At 51.9% G+C, this 19,869-nt stretch carries 19 protein-coding genes; 12 read left to right on the plus strand and 7 right to left on the minus strand.

The features are described 5' to 3' along the window. Positions 1–2: 2 nt before the first annotated feature. From KHS78_RS14140 to KHS78_RS14160, 5 genes are all read right to left on the minus strand, one after another. Entirely contained in the window at positions 3–986 is a 984-nt protein-coding gene (locus tag KHS78_RS14140) for an ABC transporter substrate-binding protein (RefSeq protein ID WP_211829122.1), read from the minus strand. A gap of 86 nt (positions 987–1,072) precedes the next feature. Then, positions 1,073–3,037 (minus strand): TonB-dependent receptor domain-containing protein, encoded by a 1,965-nt coding sequence (locus tag KHS78_RS14145; protein WP_211829123.1) that lies wholly within the window; start codon positions 3,035–3,037, stop codon positions 1,073–1,075. A gap of 544 nt (positions 3,038–3,581) precedes the next feature. Continuing rightward, complete coding sequence (locus KHS78_RS14150) at positions 3,582–4,616, minus strand: oxidoreductase (protein ID WP_211829124.1); 1,035 nt, start codon at positions 4,614–4,616, stop codon at positions 3,582–3,584. 217 nt (positions 4,617–4,833) lie between these two features. Then, entirely contained in the window at positions 4,834–5,415 is a 582-nt protein-coding gene (gene sodB / locus KHS78_RS14155; RefSeq protein WP_211829125.1) for a superoxide dismutase [Fe], read from the minus strand. A gap of 231 nt (positions 5,416–5,646) precedes the next feature. Then, a complete protein-coding gene (locus KHS78_RS14160) occupies positions 5,647–5,985 on the minus strand; it encodes a hypothetical protein (RefSeq protein ID WP_211829126.1) in 339 nt (112 codons plus the stop codon). 236 nt (positions 5,986–6,221) lie between these two features. Between KHS78_RS14160 and KHS78_RS14165 the strand changes: the two genes are divergently transcribed. Next, positions 6,222–7,082: a coiled-coil domain-containing protein gene (locus tag KHS78_RS14165; RefSeq protein ID WP_211829127.1), complete on the plus strand. Its 861-nt coding sequence runs from the start codon at positions 6,222–6,224 to the stop codon at positions 7,080–7,082. Positions 7,083–7,137: 55 nt separating this feature from the next. On the opposite strand, the gene KHS78_RS14170 is transcribed toward KHS78_RS14165, so the two are convergent. Beyond that, positions 7,138–7,413 (minus strand): Lar family restriction alleviation protein, encoded by a 276-nt coding sequence (locus KHS78_RS14170; protein ID WP_211829128.1) that lies wholly within the window; start codon positions 7,411–7,413, stop codon positions 7,138–7,140. A gap of 351 nt (positions 7,414–7,764) precedes the next feature. On the opposite strand from KHS78_RS14170, the gene KHS78_RS14175 reads away from it, so the two are divergent. The 11 genes from KHS78_RS14175 (at position 7,765) to rpoS (ending at position 19,276) form a co-directional block, all read left to right on the plus strand. Beyond that, the gene (locus KHS78_RS14175) at positions 7,765–8,619 is read left to right on the plus strand and encodes a hypothetical protein (RefSeq protein ID WP_211829129.1); all 855 of its coding nucleotides are present in this window, start codon (positions 7,765–7,767) and stop codon (positions 8,617–8,619) included. A gap of 138 nt (positions 8,620–8,757) precedes the next feature. Next, positions 8,758–9,708 (plus strand): acetyl-CoA carboxylase carboxyltransferase subunit alpha, encoded by a 951-nt coding sequence (locus KHS78_RS14180; protein ID WP_211829130.1) that lies wholly within the window; start codon positions 8,758–8,760, stop codon positions 9,706–9,708. Positions 9,709–9,814: 106 nt separating this feature from the next. Then, a complete protein-coding gene (gene tilS / locus KHS78_RS14185) occupies positions 9,815–11,191 on the plus strand; it encodes a tRNA lysidine(34) synthetase TilS (protein ID WP_211829131.1) in 1,377 nt (458 codons plus the stop codon). A 114-nt stretch (positions 11,192–11,305) separates the two neighbouring features. Next, the gene (gene pyrG, locus KHS78_RS14190; RefSeq protein ID WP_211829132.1) at positions 11,306–12,940 is read left to right on the plus strand and encodes a CTP synthase; all 1,635 of its coding nucleotides are present in this window, start codon (positions 11,306–11,308) and stop codon (positions 12,938–12,940) included. Between the two features lie 15 nt (positions 12,941–12,955). After that, positions 12,956–13,807 (plus strand): 3-deoxy-8-phosphooctulonate synthase, encoded by an 852-nt coding sequence (kdsA, locus tag KHS78_RS14195; protein ID WP_211829133.1) that lies wholly within the window; start codon positions 12,956–12,958, stop codon positions 13,805–13,807. A gap of 227 nt (positions 13,808–14,034) precedes the next feature. Beyond that, positions 14,035–14,286: a septum formation initiator family protein gene (locus KHS78_RS14200; RefSeq protein WP_246506495.1), complete on the plus strand. Its 252-nt coding sequence runs from the start codon at positions 14,035–14,037 to the stop codon at positions 14,284–14,286. A 93-nt stretch (positions 14,287–14,379) separates the two neighbouring features. Beyond that, positions 14,380–15,411, plus strand: coding sequence for a tRNA pseudouridine(13) synthase TruD (gene truD / locus KHS78_RS14205; protein ID WP_211829135.1), 1,032 nt, complete (start codon positions 14,380–14,382; stop codon positions 15,409–15,411). A gap of 87 nt (positions 15,412–15,498) precedes the next feature. After that, complete coding sequence (locus KHS78_RS14210) at positions 15,499–16,155, plus strand: protein-L-isoaspartate(D-aspartate) O-methyltransferase (RefSeq protein WP_211829136.1); 657 nt, start codon at positions 15,499–15,501, stop codon at positions 16,153–16,155. A gap of 39 nt (positions 16,156–16,194) precedes the next feature. After that, positions 16,195–17,133 carry a DUF368 domain-containing protein gene (locus KHS78_RS14215; RefSeq protein WP_211829222.1) on the plus strand — a complete coding sequence of 313 codons (939 nt, stop codon included), beginning with the start codon at positions 16,195–16,197 and terminating at the stop codon, positions 17,131–17,133. 218 nt (positions 17,134–17,351) lie between these two features. Then, on the plus strand, positions 17,352–18,137 hold the full coding sequence (locus KHS78_RS14220) for a peptidoglycan DD-metalloendopeptidase family protein (RefSeq protein WP_211829137.1): 786 nt from the start codon (positions 17,352–17,354) through the stop codon (positions 18,135–18,137). A gap of 119 nt (positions 18,138–18,256) precedes the next feature. Continuing rightward, a complete protein-coding gene (rpoS, locus tag KHS78_RS14225) occupies positions 18,257–19,276 on the plus strand; it encodes an RNA polymerase sigma factor RpoS (protein ID WP_246506497.1) in 1,020 nt (339 codons plus the stop codon). Between the two features lie 65 nt (positions 19,277–19,341). Here the strand turns inward: rpoS and fdxA are convergent, their stop codons facing one another. Beyond that, positions 19,342–19,665 carry a ferredoxin FdxA gene (gene fdxA, locus KHS78_RS14230; protein ID WP_211829138.1) on the minus strand — a complete coding sequence of 108 codons (324 nt, stop codon included), beginning with the start codon at positions 19,663–19,665 and terminating at the stop codon, positions 19,342–19,344. Between the last annotated feature and the right edge of the window lie 204 nt (positions 19,666–19,869).

The raw sequence follows: 19,869 nt of genomic DNA on the forward strand, positions 1-19,869 counted from the left end.
GTTTAGCCTTGAGCACCGCTTGGATCTGCTTTCAGCAGCAGCCCCTCAATATCATCCAGTACCTTATGGGCGGAGAGAATGCCGTAGGATTTGTTCCAGATATCGTTATTGACCTGGAAAATCTGACCCTTTTGGCTGGCCTGAAGGGATTGCCACAACGGGTTGTCAAGCCAGCTTCGGGCATTCTGTTCACCTTTGACCGGGTCTGCCGAGGCAAAGGTGAAATAGAACTGAACATCGGCATCCGCTTCTGGAATGCGTTCACGGGTCAGGGGTTCGGCAAACCCTGAGGTATCGTGCAGGGCGGGGCGGTCAAATCCCAGCGCTTTGATCAGGCTCGCCGCAAAACTGTCGTTGTAATAGAAGCGTGCGCCAGTGACCTGGAATCGGATCACAGCGACTTGCTGATCCAGCCAGCCAGCTTCATCCAGACAGGTGGACAGTGAAGCAATATGCTGGTCAAGTGTTGCGAGCAGTTGTTCACCCTCAGGCTTACGATTGACCGCGTCGCTCATCAGCATCAGGTTTTCACGCAGGGCACCATGGAATTGGTCGGCAAAGACGGTGGGCGCAATGGCGCTGAGCTGCGGATAAATTTGTTCCTGCCGTGACTTGAGGCCAAGAATCAGATCTGGCTTGAGGCTGGCGACCACTTCCAGGTTGACCTGCTTCTCTTCACCCACTACTGCAACGTCCGCCATGGCCTCACGGATATGGGCAAACCAGGTATCGGCTGGGTCAGCGGTGCTGGAACGCACGGCGCCAACGGGAGCGATACCCAGCGCCAGCAGGGTTTCCGTGGCTTCCGTAGACAGCACGACGATCCGTTTCGGGGTTTTCGGTGCCCGTGTCTCACCCATAGCGTGTTGAACCGTTCGATGGGTATCCGCAGTCTGAGTCTGTTCCTGTTGGGGGACATCATCAGAACAGCCGGCCAGGGTCAGTCCCAGGCCGATGACGGTCAGAAGGCGTTTGATGGGTTGCATGACGCTCCTTACTAAGAGTGTGTAGCGTGATGTACGTGAAATGGATGACACGCCCGCCCCGCGATATTGCAGGGCGGGCGCGATGATCAGAAGGTCGTGGTAAAGCCGACGTACCAGGTTCTTGGGTCTTCGCTGTAACCCATCACGGTAGCCTCATGAGGAAGGCTTTCATCCGTGACGTTGGTAACGCCCGCGCGGAGGCGGAGCGATTCCGTCATCTGGTAGTTCACACCCAGGTCAACCAGCGAGTAGCCGTTAAGGTCGACCTCATCGCTGAGTTTCTGATCTCCAATGTAACTGGCGCGCACAAAGGTGCCCATCTTCGGAGAAGCCTGCCAGTTCAATTTTGCCGAGGCATTCTGTCTCGGACGGTCAGTCAGGATGTCGCCGGTGGTTTCATCACGGGCATCGGTATAGGTGTAATCGCCGTTCAGTGAGAGCGTTTGGGTCAGCGCCAGTCGTCCGCCCAGTTCAATGCCCTTGATCTTGGCTTTTTCGACATTCTTGTAGGTGTAGACGTCGCGTCCGTCTTCGGTGCCAAGATGATTGTCAAAGTCACGTGCAATCAGGTTTTCCACGTCATTCTGGAAAACGGCTGCCTCTACTTCCCAGTTGTCCTGTTGATAGTTGGCGGCCATTTCATAACTGGTGCTGGTTTCCGGTTGCAGGTCCGGGTTACCAATAATCCAGCAGCCACCTTTGCAACTGCTCAGGCGGTAATCCTTGTTCAGCTGCAGCAGGGAGGGGGCCTTGAATGCCTTGCCTACGCCGCCTTTCAGTGTCAGATTGTCAGTGACACTGTGCACCAGGTAAGCCCGGGGGCTGTATTCTGTACCGAAGTTTTCATGATGGTCGATACGCGTACCGTAGGTCAGTGTCCAGTCATCGGCCAGCTGCCATTCATCCTGGGCGAACAGGGCTTTCTGGGTGACATCGGCCTTACCTGTAGTCTGGAGGTCACGGCTGTTATCCAGTTCTGTCTTACGAACTTCGCCTCCCATGGTGAGGCGGTGACTGCCAAAGTCAGTGGACACAGAACCATCAACGACATTGTTGGTTTCCGTCACATAGTCCCTGCGGTTCAGCGTGAAATCCTGCTCACCGATCTCGACTTCTTCCCGATAGTAGCGGGCCTGAGACTCACCCCAGCTCCAGTCACCACCGTGTGTCAACGCGATGCTGTTGCGCTTCACTTTCTGGTTGGTTGGCGTCAGTCCCTTTGTGGATTCGATGATGCCATCACGCTGGTCGTTGCTGTGGGTGACATCAATATCCAGGGTTTCATTATCGTTGATCAGCCAGTTCAGGCTACCTGCAAGGCTCAGCGTGTCGCGTTCTTCCAAGGCAGTGACAGCGCTGCGTGAACCGTTGTAGGGCTTCCATTTGTCCCTGTCACTTTTGTTGACAGAGAGATTGAGGTACAGCGCGTCATCAATCAGTGCGCCGCCGGTGTTCAGGCCGACAATGGTTTCGGTGCCACCATTGCCGCCTTCGGGTTGGGCGATATCGCTGCTGAATGTGCTGCGCCATTCGTTGTCCGGCAGCTTGGTGATGATGTTAATGACGCCACCCAGTGCTTCAGACCCATAAAGTGCAGACATGGGGCCGCGGATGATCTCGATCCGTTCAATGTTGTCCTGCGGGATGGTGGACAGGTCGAAGTCATTGCCACGGACAATGGCATTCGAGGAACTCATCTTCCGGCCATTCACCATGATCAGTGTGTAGTCACTGTCCATGCCACGAATACTGATCGACTGACGACCCGCGCGTCCACCTTCTTTCCGGCTTTCTACACCCACCGCCTGTTTAACGATGTCGTTAAGCGCCATCGTCGTCTGTGACTGGATGTCTTCACTGGTGATCACCGACATGGACGCAGGTGCAGTGGCCAGGCTGTTTTCTGTCTTGGTCGCCGTTACGACGACCTGGTCAAATACCAACGGGCTGCCGAGTTGTTTTTTATCGTCAGTTTCAGCCTCTGCCAGTGCGGGCATGGTAACAGCGACAGCCATAGCCAATAGGCAATGTTTGCCTGGAAAGTGCGTCATGAAGCGAGTTCCTGAATGTTTTCTAAATGCAAACTATTCGTATTTACATTATTGATCAATAGTTGTTTGTACGGATGTGCTGATGGCCCGCTACTTTTTACGTTGTCCGGAAAGACCGCTTACGGAGGGAGAGCCCTTGGTTTGGCATTTTTGTAATGTCAGGAAAGGTGAAATAGGGAGTAGCTGTTTCTGACAATGCGTTGTTATCAGTAGTGAATAGCAGTCAGAGAGTCTGTGGTCAGGTGGTTTTATGATTTCGGTGGAAGGCGTCGTTCGAAGGGCTTCGAGTTGTAGCTTTAGTGGGGGCCGAAAACAATAGTGCAGCGTATTTTACTTAGCGCGCCAGCTTCCTCTTTCCGCTGCTGGCTTATCTTTACAGTGCAGGTCAAAAATCGTCAGAGTGACTGAAAGATAAATTATTAAAACCAGGGAGGGTATTTTTTGTAGCCAAATTTCCGTTATCTGAGTAAACAAGCATCCACTACAGAATAATTCCGGCTTTGAAGTCCCTTTATGCAACATTAAAAAATGTAGCGCCGATAATTTAGAGCACTTCACTTAGCGATAATGTTTTACCTGCGTAGCTGCTTTTTTCAGCCAGCTCCAGAATTTTAATGACACGCACAGCCTCTTCGCTATCCACGGGAACAGGCTCACCTCTCTCTATCGCACCGGCTATACCTTCATAATAAGAGAGGTAGCTACCCTTCTCAGTTTCTATGCTATCCCGGTGACTACCATGATTGAGAGTGCCGAAACTATCCTCATCTTCGAGGCCGAAGCAGGGATCCTTAGGGCTGATCCCATCTTTTAACTGGGACTCCTGAGGATCCAGTCCGTGCTTAACATAACTGCCCTTATTTCCCTGAATATGAAAACGGCTGTTAGGCCCTGCAGCGTATGGGCTGGAGTGAAGAACCACTTCTTTGTCCGGGTAGTGGAGCATGACATGGAAATAATCCGTCGCTTTTGAATTATCCCTTAAAGCCAGGCAGCGAGCAGTCAATGACTGTGGCAATCCGAACAGTGTCAGAGCTTGATCAATAAGGTGAGCCCCTAAATCAAACCAGACACCACCACCTGGTACCGGTAGCTCTTTCCAGCGCTCCCGCACTTCAGGACGAAAACGGTCAAAGTGCGACTCAAAGAACCGAATATCTCCAAGCTGATTATTTGCAATTAACGTCTTAACCGTTAAGAAATCACCATCCCAGCGTCGGTTATGAAATACCGATAAAATCCGTTTTTTATCTTTAGCCAGACGTACTAATTTATCCGCTTCCCTACCTGTGGTTGCCATGGGTTTTTCCAAAACCACGTGCTTACCCTGCTCCAGACATAACTTAGCTAATGAAAAATGAACATCATTGGGTGCAGTGATAACCACTAATTCAACATCAGCCGATTGAATCAGCTCATCAGCTGAAGAAAATAGCTGCACATTGGGGAATGTATCACGAACACTCGCGGCCTGACTTGAACTGATGGCAACCAGCTCAAACGAGTCAGTCGCGTCGATCAGGGGTAAATGAAAGACTGTCGCCGAAAAGCCGAAGCCGATTACACCAACTTTAATCATAATAAAATTAATAGCTCTATATGCAGCACATTAGAGTCATGACGATGTGGTGGAGTGAGTCTCTGAAGGAATGTTTATCCAGAGCACCGCTTGAGTTGCTGCTCCAAGGCTACTGCCTGACAGGTTTTACTATCAGGCAGTATGACGAAGAATGTCATTTGCATGGATTAAATAGAATTTTATCCTGATTTAATCCAGTGGCAGACTACATGCCTCTTTACGCGGCAAAGTTGGCAGCGATGAACTCCCAGTTAACCAGCTTCCAGAAAGCAGCCAGGTAATCAGGGCGAACATTGCGGTAGTCGATATAGTATGCGTGTTCCCAGACGTCGCAGGTCATCAGCGCGGTCTGGTCAGTGGTCAGTGGTGTAGCGGCATTACTGGTGTTGACAATTTCAACGGTGCCGTCAGTGTTCTTGACCAGCCAGGTCCAGCCGGAGCCGAAGTTGTTCACGGCGCTTTCAGTGAACTGTTTCTGGAACGCGTCGAAAGAACCGAAGGCTTTGTTGATGGTGTCAGCCAGCTTACCCGTGGGCTCGCCACCACCGTTGGGGCTCAGGCAGTGCCAGTAGAAGGTGTGGTTCCAGATCTGGGCTGCATTATTAAAAATGCCGCCTTGAGAGGTCTTGATGATTTCTTCCAGATCCTTGCCTTCCAGCTCAGTCCCTTCAACCAGACCGTTAAGCTTCACCACGTAAGTGTTGTGATGCTTGCCGTAGTGGTAGTCCAGGGTTTCTTTGGAAATATGGGGCTCCAGGGCGTCCCGTTCGTAAGGCAGGGCGGGCAGTTCGAATGCCATGTTTGATATCTCCATTTCAGGGTTGGCTAAATACGGTCTGCACATCCAACCGATAACACGCCTCTTTCTGCGGAGAGTAAATGCTACGGGGCGATGTGAGTTTCTTAGCCTGCGGATAATAGCATTGGGCGACAGCGTTATCTACGGAGTCTGCGCAGGGTTATTCGGCCTGGTCGGGTGTTGTATTCGCCCAGGTGGGTAACGTGTACGGTTATCCGCACCCGGCAGGCTTCATGCGACCACGCGCCCGCGATAGATGCGGGTCTTTGTGGTGATGGTGTGAGCGGGGAGTGTGGTCTCACTATTGTTGAACGGCTCAGGGCGTCCTGTGTGCGTTGTGGGTTCTGATCCTTTATCCAGGTCGCGTTCCGTGATGTTAAGGCCGGCCAGCTGCAGGAATTGCAGTGCCTTGGTGCGGGTGGTGCTGTCACGGGTCTGTCTGACAAGGCGGTGGATTTCATCAATCGTGTCGTCAGAACTGAAACGGATGTTGATATCAAACTCTGCCTTGATGCGACGCCTTAGAACCTGCAGCAGGTCTATCATCTGCTTGGTGTATTGGACCGTCATGCGATATTCCCTTTTGCTTCAGTGTGCCAGAATGAACCTGCAATTTTGGTTCCAGTTTGAGATGTCAGGCGCCAGGCGGAGGTTGGCCTGATCATCTGGCATGACACAGGGCGCACTCTTCTGGTATTGCACAGTGTTGGTGCGACAAGGGTTGTATTGGGTCTGCAATCGCTTTGCACTACAATGGCGGCCATTGCGGTATTAACCTTCTTCCCCAACAGATTTGTGAACACGGAATGACAATACATTCAGATGACCGGGATGATCTCGACAATTTACCGAGTCTCTCACTGTCTCCCGATGAGGTGACGGAACGCTCGCCGGCATCCCGCCCAGGTGCTAAAAAAAAGGCGGTGCATGATCAGGCCAAAGGACAGTCGGCCGGCTCAGCTGGAACCGGATTGTTCCTGATTCTGTTGGGCTTGCTGCTGGCTGTGGGTGGGTTTGGTTATTTTCAGATTACGTCGTTGCAGCAAGAGCTGCTGGCGACCCGTAGCCTGGTGGCGGCAGCAGAAAAGCAGCTGACAGATGTCTCGGGTGCTGTCACAGAAACCGGGCAGACAATGAGTCAAAGCGACCAGCAGGTTAAGTCAGAGTTAAAGGATATCAATTTTGAAATCCGTAAGCTCTGGGACCTGACGAACAAGCGTAATCGCAAGGACATTGACGCGCTGGAAAAACAGCTGGCTGATAATGCGGCGAGCCTCAAAACGCTGAAGTCATCAGCAGACAGCGCCCTGAAACAGGCCAAGCAATATTCAGGCACACTGGATAAGACGGTTTCCAGACTGGAGCTGATTGAGCGCCAGATTAAAGGTATCAGTGCAGACCTGGTTGCGAATACATCGGCCTCGCGGGAAGAACTCGATATGCTGACGACATCTGTCGAGGGTTTGCGCCAGGAGGCTGGTAAGGCGCTGACAGATGTCAAGGCGCTGAAAGCCGACATGAAACAGCAGATGAGTCTGTCAAAGGATGCATCGCGATCCATGGACAGTTATCGCCAGCAAATCAACAAGCGTCTCTTGCAGCTTGAGAATGCGGTCAGGGAAGTGCAGCAGGGAGGTAGTGATAGCGGCTTGACGCCTACGCTGTGATCGCGCAAAGGCTTGCAGGATAAGCCCTGAACTGCCATGGCTTATCCTGCATCGTTCAGGAGTGAGAAGGTGTCTCATGAGCCCCGGCGCGCGGCGGGGGTAATGAACCGAAACTGTTCAGATGCTCAAGCAGCTGCCGGCTTTCCAGCTCTTTCTCAAAGCGCAGCTCCCTGGATTGATGATTCCAGCCTTCCCTTGCCATGGCGTGTGTCTTTCGCTTGGGACCGCACGCGCCACATTCCCGGCACTGGATGCGGTAGCTGAGCAGATAACCGGCTGAACCAATATGTATGCTGCCACAAAACGGGCAGTTCTCCAGCTGGTATCTCATAGGCACCCCCTCTTCTATCCCTTGTGGTGGTTGTGCGTACGGCACACTACAACAAGTCACAGCGTTGGGTTTACTGCACTGCTTTGCTACATGTTTGTATTACGCGTCGTTTTAATTGTTTATTCAATATCTTGATGTGTCTGTTTTTTATTGCACAACATGTTGTGTGCTTTGAACTAGTCTAGGTCGCTGGTGACGATTTGCAAGTTTTTGGCTTGCACTGTGATGGTGCTACTTTCCTGTATGTCCTCATTGATTCGATGCATCGATACTAGAGGTGCCCCTGTTTACTTTGCTCACGGGTGTGGAAATCACTTACCATACCGGCCTTCTTAAATTGGCAGATTGATGATGTCTTCCTTCCCATACATTGATACGTTTCGGACGTTGTGCATACTGGTTGTCAGCCTTGGGCTGTTAAACGGCTGTTCCGGTACAGGGGAAAGGGAGGAGGCTGGCTACGTAATAGACGTTGATCATCCTAAGTCGGTGAAAGTTGGTGAGTGGCAGGTAGACAGCGACCCCGAAACGGTTGCCCAGGTGCTCAGGCATGGTAAGGGATTACTGTTGCCGGTTCTGAAGGTCACCGATCAAAATCTGCTTGTCCCCGACTATCGCACAACGCTTACCTTATATGAGCATCTTCAGAATAGGGCGGGCATGGATCTTGTGGGTGTCGGTAATACCATGAAATTTTATTACCAGTTGGTATCGGCGGTTGAGCATCGTTGCCCGAAAGGTGCTGTTGATCCTCTGCTGAGTTGCTCGCTCACGGCCTGGTTGCCCCAGTGGTTCAATGGTTGGCTGAATGGGGGCGGTGTTCACGATGACGTCATGATGCAGGCGTGGCTTGATGAGTTGGATGATGTGAATTACCTGATCGTACCTGACCGGGCGCTACTGTCTTCACCGGCGCTGAAACATTTGAAGTACTCTCCGGATTCTGATCCTGTGGTTGATCAGGAATCGTCAGTTCGGTGGCAGGAGATTGCCGATTATTTAGATCCCGCCTCATTAAGTGTTGTCGTTCATTATCAGCGAAATTGTGACGATGACTGGTGTTGGAGTAAGCAGGGTTTGGCGAACTGTGTCATGCCTGTTACTGCTGGTCAGTCCAGAGAGCAGCGCCTTGATGTGCGTGAACAGGCCTGGCAATCGTTGTTGTCTGGCTGTGCCACCGTTGCGCCCGTGGCCGTTTCGCCGTAGAACTCACTGGCTTTATAGCCTGCTTTACAACACATACTCACGGTTGTTTACGGATTTTAACTCGACTTCGTTGATGGTATTACTTATCTTGTAGCGGATTTCATGATCTTGCCGAGAAATGCCTGTAAAGTGGTCTCTATGAACCCGAATTATCTGGACTTTGAACAGCCAATCGCTGAGCTGGAAGCAAAAATCGAAGAACTGCGGCTGGTAGGGTCGGACAATGAGCTGAATATCAGTGCAGAAATTGCCACGCTCGAAGAAAAGTGCCGAACCCTGACGTCAGGCATTTTCAAGGATCTTTCCTCCTGGCAGGTTGCCCAGCTGGCCCGTCATCCCCGCCGTCCCTATACGCTGGACTATATCAAGGCTGTGTTTGACGACTTTGATGAACTGCATGGTGATCGTCGTTTTGCAGATGATAAATCCATTATCGGCGGCATGGCGGAGTTGGATGGCAAGCCGGTTATGATTATCGGTCACCAGAAGGGGCGGGAAGTTCCTGAAAAGGTGCGCCGTAATTTTGGTATGCCAAAGCCTGAAGGGTACCGTAAAGCCTGCAGGCTGATGGAAATGGCAGAGCGTTTCAAGCTGCCAATTCTAACCTTTATTGATACGCCGGGCGCCTATCCGGGCATTAACGCAGAAGAGCGTGGTCAAAGTGAGGCGATTGCCTGGAACCTTGCGGTGATGTCACGCTTAAATACCCCGATCATCTCAACAGTGATTGGTGAAGGGGGGTCCGGTGGTGCATTGGCCATTGGTGTGTGTGACCGATTGCTGATGCTGCAGTATTCAACTTACTCCGTCATTTCACCGGAAGGTTGTGCCTCCATTCTTTGGAAAAAAGCGGATCATGCAGCGGAAGCAGCAGAAGCGATGGGTATCACGGCAAAACGCCTGCAGGAGCTGGGTTTTGTTGACCGGATTGTTGAAGAGCCGCTTGGTGGTGCGCATCGTGATGTTGCCAGGGCAGCGGATTCTGTAAAAGAGGCGCTGGTAATGGAGCTGGACGAGGTGCGCGCCATGCCTGTTGATGAACTGGTGACCACCCGGTATGAACGTTTACAGCGCTATGGGGTCAAGTAAATAGCAGGTTTTCAGGTTTACTGATCCCGTTTTTGTGCGTTGAGAAGCCGGCATGGCAGTAGCTATGCCGGTTTTTTGTTGTTGAGTCAGTGTTGTGGATACAAAAATGCATCTGACAGATGACACATTTCTAATGAAGTTGCCTGAAATCTACAGGGATAGACGGCTGGTGGTAGGGCTCAGTGGTGGGCTGGATTCCACGGTTCTGTTGCATCTCTGTGTTGCGCTAAGGGAGCGGGGGATCATCCGGTCCCTGGAAGCGATCCATGTCAATCATGGTTTGAGCGCCAATGCGTCAGACTGGCAGGCATTTTGCGAAACGCTTTGTCAGCGGTGGTCTTTACCGATGGTCTCTCGGCAGGTTGTTGTTCGGCGGAAGACAGGGGATGGGCTGGAGGCGTCAGCAAGAGCGGCGCGCTATCAGCAGTATGAACAGATTCTTGAACCGGGTGACTGTCTCCTGCAAGCCCATCATTTGAATGACCAGGCTGAAACCCTGCTTTACCGGATGGTCAGGGGGTGCGGTGTGCATGGTCTTGCGGCGATTCCCCGGGAGCGTGCGCTGGGGGCGGCAATGATTCTGCGTCCTCTCCTGGATGTGTCCAGAGAGACCATTCATGCCTACGCGCTAAAGCACCAGTTAGCATGGGTTGAGGATGAGTCGAATCAAGATATCACCTATGACCGTAATTTTTTGCGTCATGAGGTCGTGCCGAGGTTAAACCGGCGCTGGTCGGGTGCGCTGAATAATATTGGTCGCCTGGCCGAGGATGCTGCAGATGTTGCTGCATTGCTGGATCAAGTCGCTGAGGCTGATCTGCAACAGGTCTTGTCTGTTAAAGATATTCCTTACCATCCGGGTGTACCGGTGCTCGATAGAGCTTCTCTTGAAAGCTTGTCTGACTACCGGCAGCGTAACGTGCTTCGTTATTGGTTGCGGTCCCAGGGGTTTCCATTGCCCGGTCGGGCAGTGGTTCAATGCATTTTGGGTGAGCTGGTATCGGCCGCTCAGGATGCCTGCCCTGTTGTGCGCTGGGAGGGGGGTGAGATCAGGCGGCATGAAGGTGCTATAGTCGCTATGCAGCCTCTGGGTACGTTGCCGTCTTTTTCCTGTCAATTAACGCTTTCTGCTGGCTGTGATCTTGAACTGCCGGGAAATGGCCGTATTTATGTTGGTTATGGAAAGCAGGAAATTTCATTGCCTTTGGTGAGGTCTGATGTTTCCGGGCTTTCACTCGGTTATCGCTCCGATATTGTGGTGGCACCTTTTCGTTTGCCTGGCCGGACGGGGCGTAAATCGCTGAAGAAGTGGTTCAATGAGTTGGGTGTGCCTTCCTGGATGCGTGATCGCCTGCCTGTCCTGCATCGCGGCGGTGAGCTGGTTGCCATTCCTGGTCTGCTGGTCAATGCAGAGTATGCGGCCTCGGAGAATGAACCCGGTATTGCGTACCACTGGCAATCACCTTGTGGACGGCAATGGTGATTTTCCGTCGTTGTGGGGGCGGTGGATGTTTGGTATCCTGCAGCCCCATCTTTTTTCGTTAATACTTCCCATCCAGAAGGCAGACAGACTGCCTGCAAATTCAACAGGTTTTAAATGACACGCTACATATTTGTCACCGGTGGTGTCGTATCGTCGTTGGGGAAAGGCATTGCCTCTGCATCGCTTGCGGCCATTCTTGAGGCGCGTGGCCTGAAGGTCACCATGCTCAAGCTGGACCCCTATATCAACGTTGACCCCGGTACCATGAGTCCTTTCCAGCACGGTGAAGTATTCGTCACTGAAGATGGGGCGGAAACGGATCTGGACCTGGGGCATTACGAGCGTTTCGTCAGAACGACCATGAGACAGGGTAATAACTTTACCTCGGGTCGTATCTATGAACACGTGCTTAAAAAAGAGCGCCGTGGTGATTACCTGGGCGGTACTGTTCAGGTGATTCCCCACATTACGGATGAAATCAAGCGTCGTATCATTGCCGGTGCTGGCGATGCGGACGTGGCGCTGGTGGAAATTGGTGGTACGGTCGGTGATATTGAATCCCAGCCGTTCCTGGAAGCGGTTCGTCAGTTAAAGGTAGAGATGGGCTCCCGTCGCGCCATGCTGATGCACCTGACGCTGGTGCCTTATATCAAGACTGCCGGCGAACTCAAGACCAAGCCGACCCAGCACTCTGTCAAGGAGCTGCGCTCCATCGGTCTTCAGCCAGATATCCTGATCTGCCGCTCCGAACACCACATTGACGTTTCTTCACGTCGCAAGATTGCCCTGTTTACCAACGTTGAAGAGCGCGCTGTCATTTCCCTGCAGGATGCGGATTCCATTTACCGTATCCCGCGCATGCTGCACGAGCAGGGGCTTGACCAGCTGATCGTTGATAACTTCACACTGGAATGCGGTGAGGCCGATCTTGCTGAGTGGGATGACGTACTGGATCGCGAATTGAATCCTTCCCGCGAAGTGACCGTCGCGATGGTCGGTAAATACATGGAGTTGCTGGATGCTTACAAGTCGCTGATTGAGGCGATGAAGCACGCCGGCCTGAAAACCCGTACCAAGATCAATCTGCGTTATATCGACTCTGAAGAGATTGAGCGCCAGGGGATGGGTGTGTTGGATGGTGTGGATGCTATCCTGGTGCCTGGTGGTTTTGGTAATCGCGGCGTGGAAGGCAAGATTGCCGCCATCAGTCACGCCCGTGAAAACAAGATTCCTTACCTGGGTATCTGCCTGGGGATGCAACTGGCGGTGGTTGAATTTGCCCGCAACGTTGTCGGTATCAAGAGTGCGGACAGCACCGAATTTGATGTATCGTGCGAGAACCCTGTCATTGGTCTGATCACCGAGTGGCTTGACAGCGACGGTCAGGTCGAGCAGCGCAGCGAAGCGTCTGACCTGGGTGGCACCATGCGCCTCGGCGCACAGCAGTGCCGTCTGGTTGAAGGCACTCGCGCGTTCCAGGCCTATGGCAAGGATGTGATTAATGAACGTCACCGTCACCGTTATGAAGTGAACGATCATTACGTGGATCGCATTGAGGCATCTGGTATGAAGGTCTCAGGCCGTTCTGTGGACCAGGCGCTGGTGGAAATGGTGGAAATCCAGGATCACCCCTGGTTTGTTGCCTGCCAGTTCCACCCGGAGTTCACCTCTACGCCGCGTGATGGTCACGGTCTGTTCACGGCATTTGTTGAAGCGGCGCTGGCACACGGTGCTGGCCAGAAAGCCTGATTGGGGAATTGTCTCATGGATCAGAAAACGCTACGGGTTGCCGATATCGATGTCGCCAATGACCGGCCCTTCGTGCTCTTTGGTGGCATGAATGTCCTGGAATCCCGCGAGTTGGCGCTGGAAGTGGCGGGTCACTATGTGGATGTGACGCGCAAGCTGGGCATTCCCTATGTGTTCAAGGCGTCATTTGACAAGGCGAACCGCTCCTCCATTGCCTCCTATCGTGGGCCTGGCATGGAGAAGGGTCTGGAGATCCTGCAGGAAATCAAGGACACCTACGGTGTGCCCGTGATTACCGATGTGCATGAGGTTCACCAGTGCGAACCGGTGGCCCAGGTGGCAGATGTGATCCAGCTACCTGCGTTTTTGGCACGCCAGACTGATCTGGTCGCCGCCATGGCAGCGACGGGGGCGGTTGTTAACGTCAAGAAACCCCAGTTTCTGAGCCCTTCCCAGATGCGCAATATCGTGGATAAGTTCCGCGAAGGTGGCTGTGAGAACGTCATGCTCTGTGAGCGCGGTAGCTGCTTTGGTTACGATAACCTGGTGGTCGATATGCTGGGTTTCCGTACCATGAAGGAAGTCAGTGGCGGCTTGCCAGTGATTTTCGATGTTACCCATGCGCTGCAGTGTCGTGATCCGCTGGGGGAGGCCTCCGGTGGGCGACGTCACCAGGTGGCAGAGCTGGCCAGTGCCGGTATGGCACTGGGGTTGGCGGGACTGTTCCTTGAGGCGCATCCGGATCCTGACAGGGCGCGTTGTGATGGTCCCAGTGCTCTGCGCCTGCAAAAGCTGGAGCCTTTCCTTGAGCGTATCAAGGCGGTTGATGATCTTGTGAAAAACTTTGTGCCGTTGGATTTGAGTTAATCTATTACGGCAGCCTGTCGGTAAGCATTGTTTCAATGTTTTCGGCAGGTAGAGAGGTAATGGCAGGGTCGCAAGGGGCGGCCCTGTTTTTTTATGGCTGGATAGTGGCGATAGGGCAAGTGGTGTAAAAGCGAGTCACTACGGTTAGCTGTTTTCAGGGCAGTGGACTGTTATGCTTTCTCAGGTCACCTGTTTTCTTTTTTGAGCGTATGCGAATAGTAATGATCATGCTGGCTTTTTTTCTGGCACTCCTTCAGTACCGTCTGTGGGTGGGCGAAGGCAGTATTGCCCAGTTAATGGCTGTCAGGGAACAGGTCGCCCTCCAAAAGCTTGAAAATCAGCGGCTGGCTGAACGTAATCGTTTGCTCTCCGTGGAAGTGGTTGCTTTGCAAACCGGTCTCGAAGCGGTTGAAGAATATGCGCGTACAGAGCTGGGAATGATCAAGCGTGATGAAGAATTTTTTCTCATGACGGATTAAACCTGAGTTACTCCCTGCTTAATCCTCGTCTGCTAGGTTATTTTGTGCACTGTTCGCTGCACACCGATCAATGTTTTGTCTATGAAGGTCGCTATGTCTGATTGGGATATGACCCTGCCCAGGGCCGGTGGTGATGCCTGTGGGCGCGCTGCTTTTAAAGTACAGCCTGAAGATTTTCGGGTTGAAGAAGTCTTGCCGTTTGAGCCCTGTGGAGAGGGCGAGCATCTGTTCCTGTGGGTTGAGAAGGCCGGTCAGAATACCCAGTGGGTCGCCCGGAATCTGGCGCGTATCGCCGGTATTACGCCTTCATCAGTCGGTTACGCAGGACTAAAAGATCGTCAGGGGGTTACCCGGCAGTGGTTCAGCTTGCAGCTGCCAGGCAAAGGCCGTGCGGATGATCTGGACTGGTCATCCTGCGGCGAGGGCATTTCTGTTCTGAAAACGGCTTGGCATAACCGTAAGCTACGCCAGGGGGCCCTGTCCGGTAATCGCTTTGAGATACGGTTGCAGGACATTGTGGGGAATCAGGTCGATATCGACGAGCGGTTACGTGGAATCAGTCACAACGGTGTGCCTAACTATTTTGGTATGCAGCGTTTTGGGTTTGATGGCGGCAACCTGGATAAGGCATTGGCGCTTTTTGCCAGAAAGTTGCGTCTGAAGCGTGACCAGAAAAGCATTGTTCTATCTGCGGCCCGCTCATGGTTGTTTAATCAGTTGTTGGCACAGCGGGTACGTGAGCACACATGGTCGTGTTTGCTGGAAGGTGATGTGTTAACGTTTCGTGACAGTCACTCACTGATTTTGCCTGAGCGTAGGGATGATACCGTCACAGAGCGCTTTGTTTCCGGTGAATTGCATAATACCGGCCCTCTCTGGGGGCGCGGCTCCCTGCTGTCTGAAGGCGAGGTGAATGCCTGGGAAGCGTCGCTTGCTGAGCGCTGGCCTGAGCTTTGCGATGGTCTCGAAAATGCGGGAATGAATCAGGAGCGGCGTGCGTTGCGTGTGACGCCTGAAGCAATGGACTGGTGCTGGATAGAGGGCAATTTGTCGCTTTCTTTCTTCCTTCCCAAAGGGACTTATGCGACAGCTGTACTCAATGAAGTGTTTGAAAATATCAGTTAAGCGTCGTTTATGAGGAAGAACGTATTGTAAACTGGCGGGCTCTAGTGACAATATTGCCTGCTAAGTGAAGGTTAGTCTGGGGGCTGAATGAATCTGGCAGGTATTGGTATGACGTCACAGCGAACCCGTGATCGCCTGATTCAGCGTCTGGTTGAGCAAGGGGTCGGGGATCTGCGTGTCCTTGACGTAATGCGTAAAACACCCAGGCACCTGTTTGTTGACGAGGCATTGTCCCACAGGGCCTATGAGGATACGGCACTGCCTATCGGTCGTAACCAGACCCTGTCCCAGCCTTATATTGTTGCCCGTATGACAGAAGCGTTGCTTCAGACGGGGGCTGTCAATAAGGTGTTGGAGGTTGGCACAGGATCAGGCTATCAGACGGCAGTGCTGGCACAGTTGGCAGACCGGGTCTATACGGTAGAGCGTATTCGCTCCCTGCAGGATCGAGCGCGTCAGCGGTTGCGTCAATTGAAGCTCTATAACGTCATGATGCGCCATGCGGACGGTTTTTCTGGCTGGCCTGAAGAGGGCGAGTATGATGGCATACTGGTGACGGCGGCTCCTGCGGAAGTGCCACAGGGGCTGCTCCGGCAGTTGGCTGTCGGGGGGCGAATGATCATACCGGTTGGGCCTGATGGCGACCAGTTGCTGGTTTGTGTGACACGGACTGAAGCGGGTTACAGTGAGCAGGAGCTGGAGCCGGTCAGATTTGTGCCGTTGCTGTCAGGCACTATTGAATAATGATGAATATGCTTTTTTTAGGGTTGGTTGTTTGACGTGATGTTGCCGTTGGAAGTCTTGATTTTATTCCTTAAAGGCGCGCTGATGGGCGCGGCTGATGTCGTGCCTGGTGTTTCCGGTGGCACGATTGCGTTCATTACCGGCATCTATGAGCGTCTGCTGAACAGCCTCAAAAAACTGGGGCCTGCCTCGCTCAAAATCCTATTCCGTGAAGGTGTAGCGGCCTGCTGGCGGCATATCGATGGTACGTTTCTGGTGGCCGTCTTTGGTGGAGTGCTGTTTAGCGTCTTTACCATGGCGCGCGTGATTACCTATAGCCTGTCGGCCTGGCCTATTCAGGTTTGGTCTTTCTTCTTCGGGCTGGTTGTTATCTCTGCGGTGTTGATATTGCGTAAGGTCAGTCACTGGTCACTCGCGCGCATCGCCGCCCTGGTGGCAGGTGTTGGAGTGGCGGTTTTCATAGGTCATGCAACGCCAGGCATGAATGCGCAGCCAGAATGGTATTCCTTTCTCTGGGCTGGCGCATTGGCTATTTGTGCGATGATTTTACCGGGCATCTCCGGCAGTTTTATCTTGCTGTTGCTTGGCTTCTACGCACCGGTTTTACAGGCGGTTACACGCTTCGATCTCGGTATACTGTTTGTGTTTGCCTCGGGCTGTGTGGTGGGATTGCTGCTTTTTTCACACGTCCTTTCATGGTTGCTCAGCTATCACCGTCAGACAACGCTGGCTTTTCTTGTTGGTTTGATGCTGGGGGCGATAGAAAAAATCTGGCCCTGGAAGCAGACATTGGCGTGGAAGCTGGCAGACGACGGTGCCCAAATCCCTGTTCAGCAAGTGAATGTCATGCCGTGGCACTATGAATCACTTACTGGTCAGTCGCCTGAATTTCTGATGGCGCTTGCACTTATGATGATCGCGATTATTGCTGTTTCGGTATTTGAGAGGTGCAGCCGATCAAAAATACAAACCAATTGAAGTGATTGGTTTGTATTTTTTGACGATAAGTATTGTGTTTGTTGCGTTATGTTGTTTTTTATCAGCTAGTAAACACTTTACTAACAATGAATTAAAATACTGGAAGTTGAATTTTTAGATAGATTAGTAATAACAATCCTTTTTTAAGATAAAAGGATAATAAAACGACTGCTTGGAATAGGGTTAACGGGTTTGGCAAGCGTATTCAGAAAAGCGAGATGAGACGAATAAAATACTTAAACGTTTGCTCAAAAAATATCATGTTGCTGATGTTGTTCTTCCTGATTGCAGGCTGTTCGCATCAGCAGCTTGATATACCGGTCAGTAACCGTACGCGGCCTGAGGCTGTTCTGCGTGGGACGCATGTCGTGCAGCCCGGTGAAACCCTTTTTTCCATTGCATGGCGTTATGGACAGGACTATAGAAGGTTAGCGTCTGCTAACAGGGTTCGATCCCCTTATGTCATATACCCGGGGCAGAGACTCAGTCTGTCGGGGCGCGCTCCAGCGACATACTCCCAGCCTAAAGCCGTCGCAAAAGCATCTGTTTCACAGCCCAGCAAGGCAGTGAAAACCAAGGTGTACAAAAAAGAGCCGGTTTCTAAGGTAAAGAAAAAAACAGATAATCATCCCGTTTCAAGTTGGCGCTGGCCTGCCAGGGGGAATGTCGTTTCTCGTTTTTCATCCGGTGGACGAGTGAACAAGGGTATTGATATCGCTGGCAAGATCGGGGAACCTGTATTTGCGACTGCTGCAGGTGAAGTTGTTTATGCCGGTAGTGGTCTCACGGGTTACGGCAACCTGATCATTGTTAAGCATAACGGTAGCTATCTCAGTGCTTACGCTCATAACAAGGTATTACTTGTCAGGGAAGGAAGCACGGTTAAAGCGGGTCAGAAGATAGCCGAAATAGGTTCTACAGGGACGAGTGAGCCTAAACTGCACTTTGAAATTCGGCGTAATGGTAAACCTGTAGATCCTCTTCTTTATCTGTCAAAACGCTGATGTACAGAAGTTGTGGTTTGGCAACAATATAGACGGACCTGATAGTTTAAGGGTCGTCGATGCAGCCCTCTGGCTGTTCGGCTGTGAGTGGGACCATTTCATTAACAGGATTGGCGCTTATGGCACTAAAAAGGGAAGAGGTAGAGCTGGATGATGCGAGCGGAAGTGTAGTCCAGGGAGAGGAGTTTGATTCAGGTTCGCTCAATGAAGAAGTCGCTTCCAGTTCGGAGTCACCGAATGAAGGAACAGTGCAACGTACCACCGCGGTAAGTGGGCATCGGCAGCGTGATGATGATGCGTTTTACAAGTCACTCGATGCAACACAGTTGTACCTCAATGAGATTGGCTTTTCACCATTATTGACACCGGAAGAAGAAGTCCATTTTGCCCGGTTGGCGAGGAAGGGTGTGGAGGCTGGCCGACGGCGGATGATTGAAAGTAATCTTCGGCTGGTCGTAAAAATCTCCCGACGTTATGTCAATCGAGGCCTGTCACTGCTTGATCTGATTGAGGAAGGCAATCTCGGTCTTATCAGGGCGGTCGAGAAGTTTGATCCGGAACGTGGTTTTCGTTTTTCTACGTATGCGACGTGGTGGATTCGACAGACGATTGAACGGGCCATCATGAACCAGACGCGGACTATCCGGCTTCCGATCCATGTGGTCAAGGAGCTGAATGTCTACCTGCGAGCTGCCCGTGAGCTTACGCAGAAGCTGGATCATGATCCAACCCCGGAAGAAATTGCCAATCTGCTCGACAAGCCTGTTGATGATGTTAAGCGGATGCTCGGTCTGAATGAACGGGTGACGTCGGTTGATACCCCTCTGGGGCATGATTCTGATAAGTCTGTGTTGGATACGATTTCTGATATTCGTGAAAACGATCCCGCTGTTCTGCTTCAGGACAGTGATCTCAACGACAGTATCGACAAATGGCTGAGTGAGCTCTCAGAGAAGCAGCGAGAGGTGGTCGCCAGGCGTTTCGGACTGCGAGGGTATGAAACCAGTACGCTGGAAGAGGTTGGCAAAGAGATCGGCCTTACCCGGGAACGGGTCCGGCAAATCCAGGTTGAAGCGCTTAAACGTCTTCGTTGTATTCTGGAAAAGCAGGGGCTATCGAGTGAGTCGCTCTTCAGTTAGCGGTTCATGATGTAAATCATAAAAAAGCCATGGTTTTACCATGGCTTTTTTATTGTCTGTCTTGTTTAGCGCTCCAGGTGTTCAAGCTTGCCTTTCACGCCATCCCAGTCTTCGGCGTCAGGTAACGAGTCTTTTTTCTCTGTGATGTTAGGCCAGATTTCTGCCAGATCGGCATTGAGTTCAATGAATTCCTGCTGATCTTCGGGGACTTCATCTTCAGAGAAAATGGCGTTCGCTGGGCACTCCGGTTCACACAGTGCGCAATCAATGCATTCGTCCGGGTGGATGACCAGGAAGTTCGGGCCTTCATAAAAGCAATCTACAGGGCAGACTTCCACGCAGTCTGTGTACTTGCACTTTATGCAGTTCTCACCAACTACAAAAGCCATTGCGGTTACTCCATCTTCATAGGCTGGTTTGATTGTTATTCTAGCGCCGACCAGTTATCAACCCTGTCTGTTGGTTATCACGGTATCGGGGCGATCCAGTCAATGATTAATTCGGACGCTAGTCTAACAGTAAACTCTGGCCGGTTACAGGTAACCGGCACTTGTCGTATCTTGTGATTAAGATGATTTTTTACTAACGATAGA

Origin of the sequence: Kistimonas asteriae (assembly GCF_018263925.1) — a bacterium.
Lineage (GTDB): Bacteria > Pseudomonadota > Gammaproteobacteria > Pseudomonadales > Endozoicomonadaceae > Kistimonas > Kistimonas asteriae.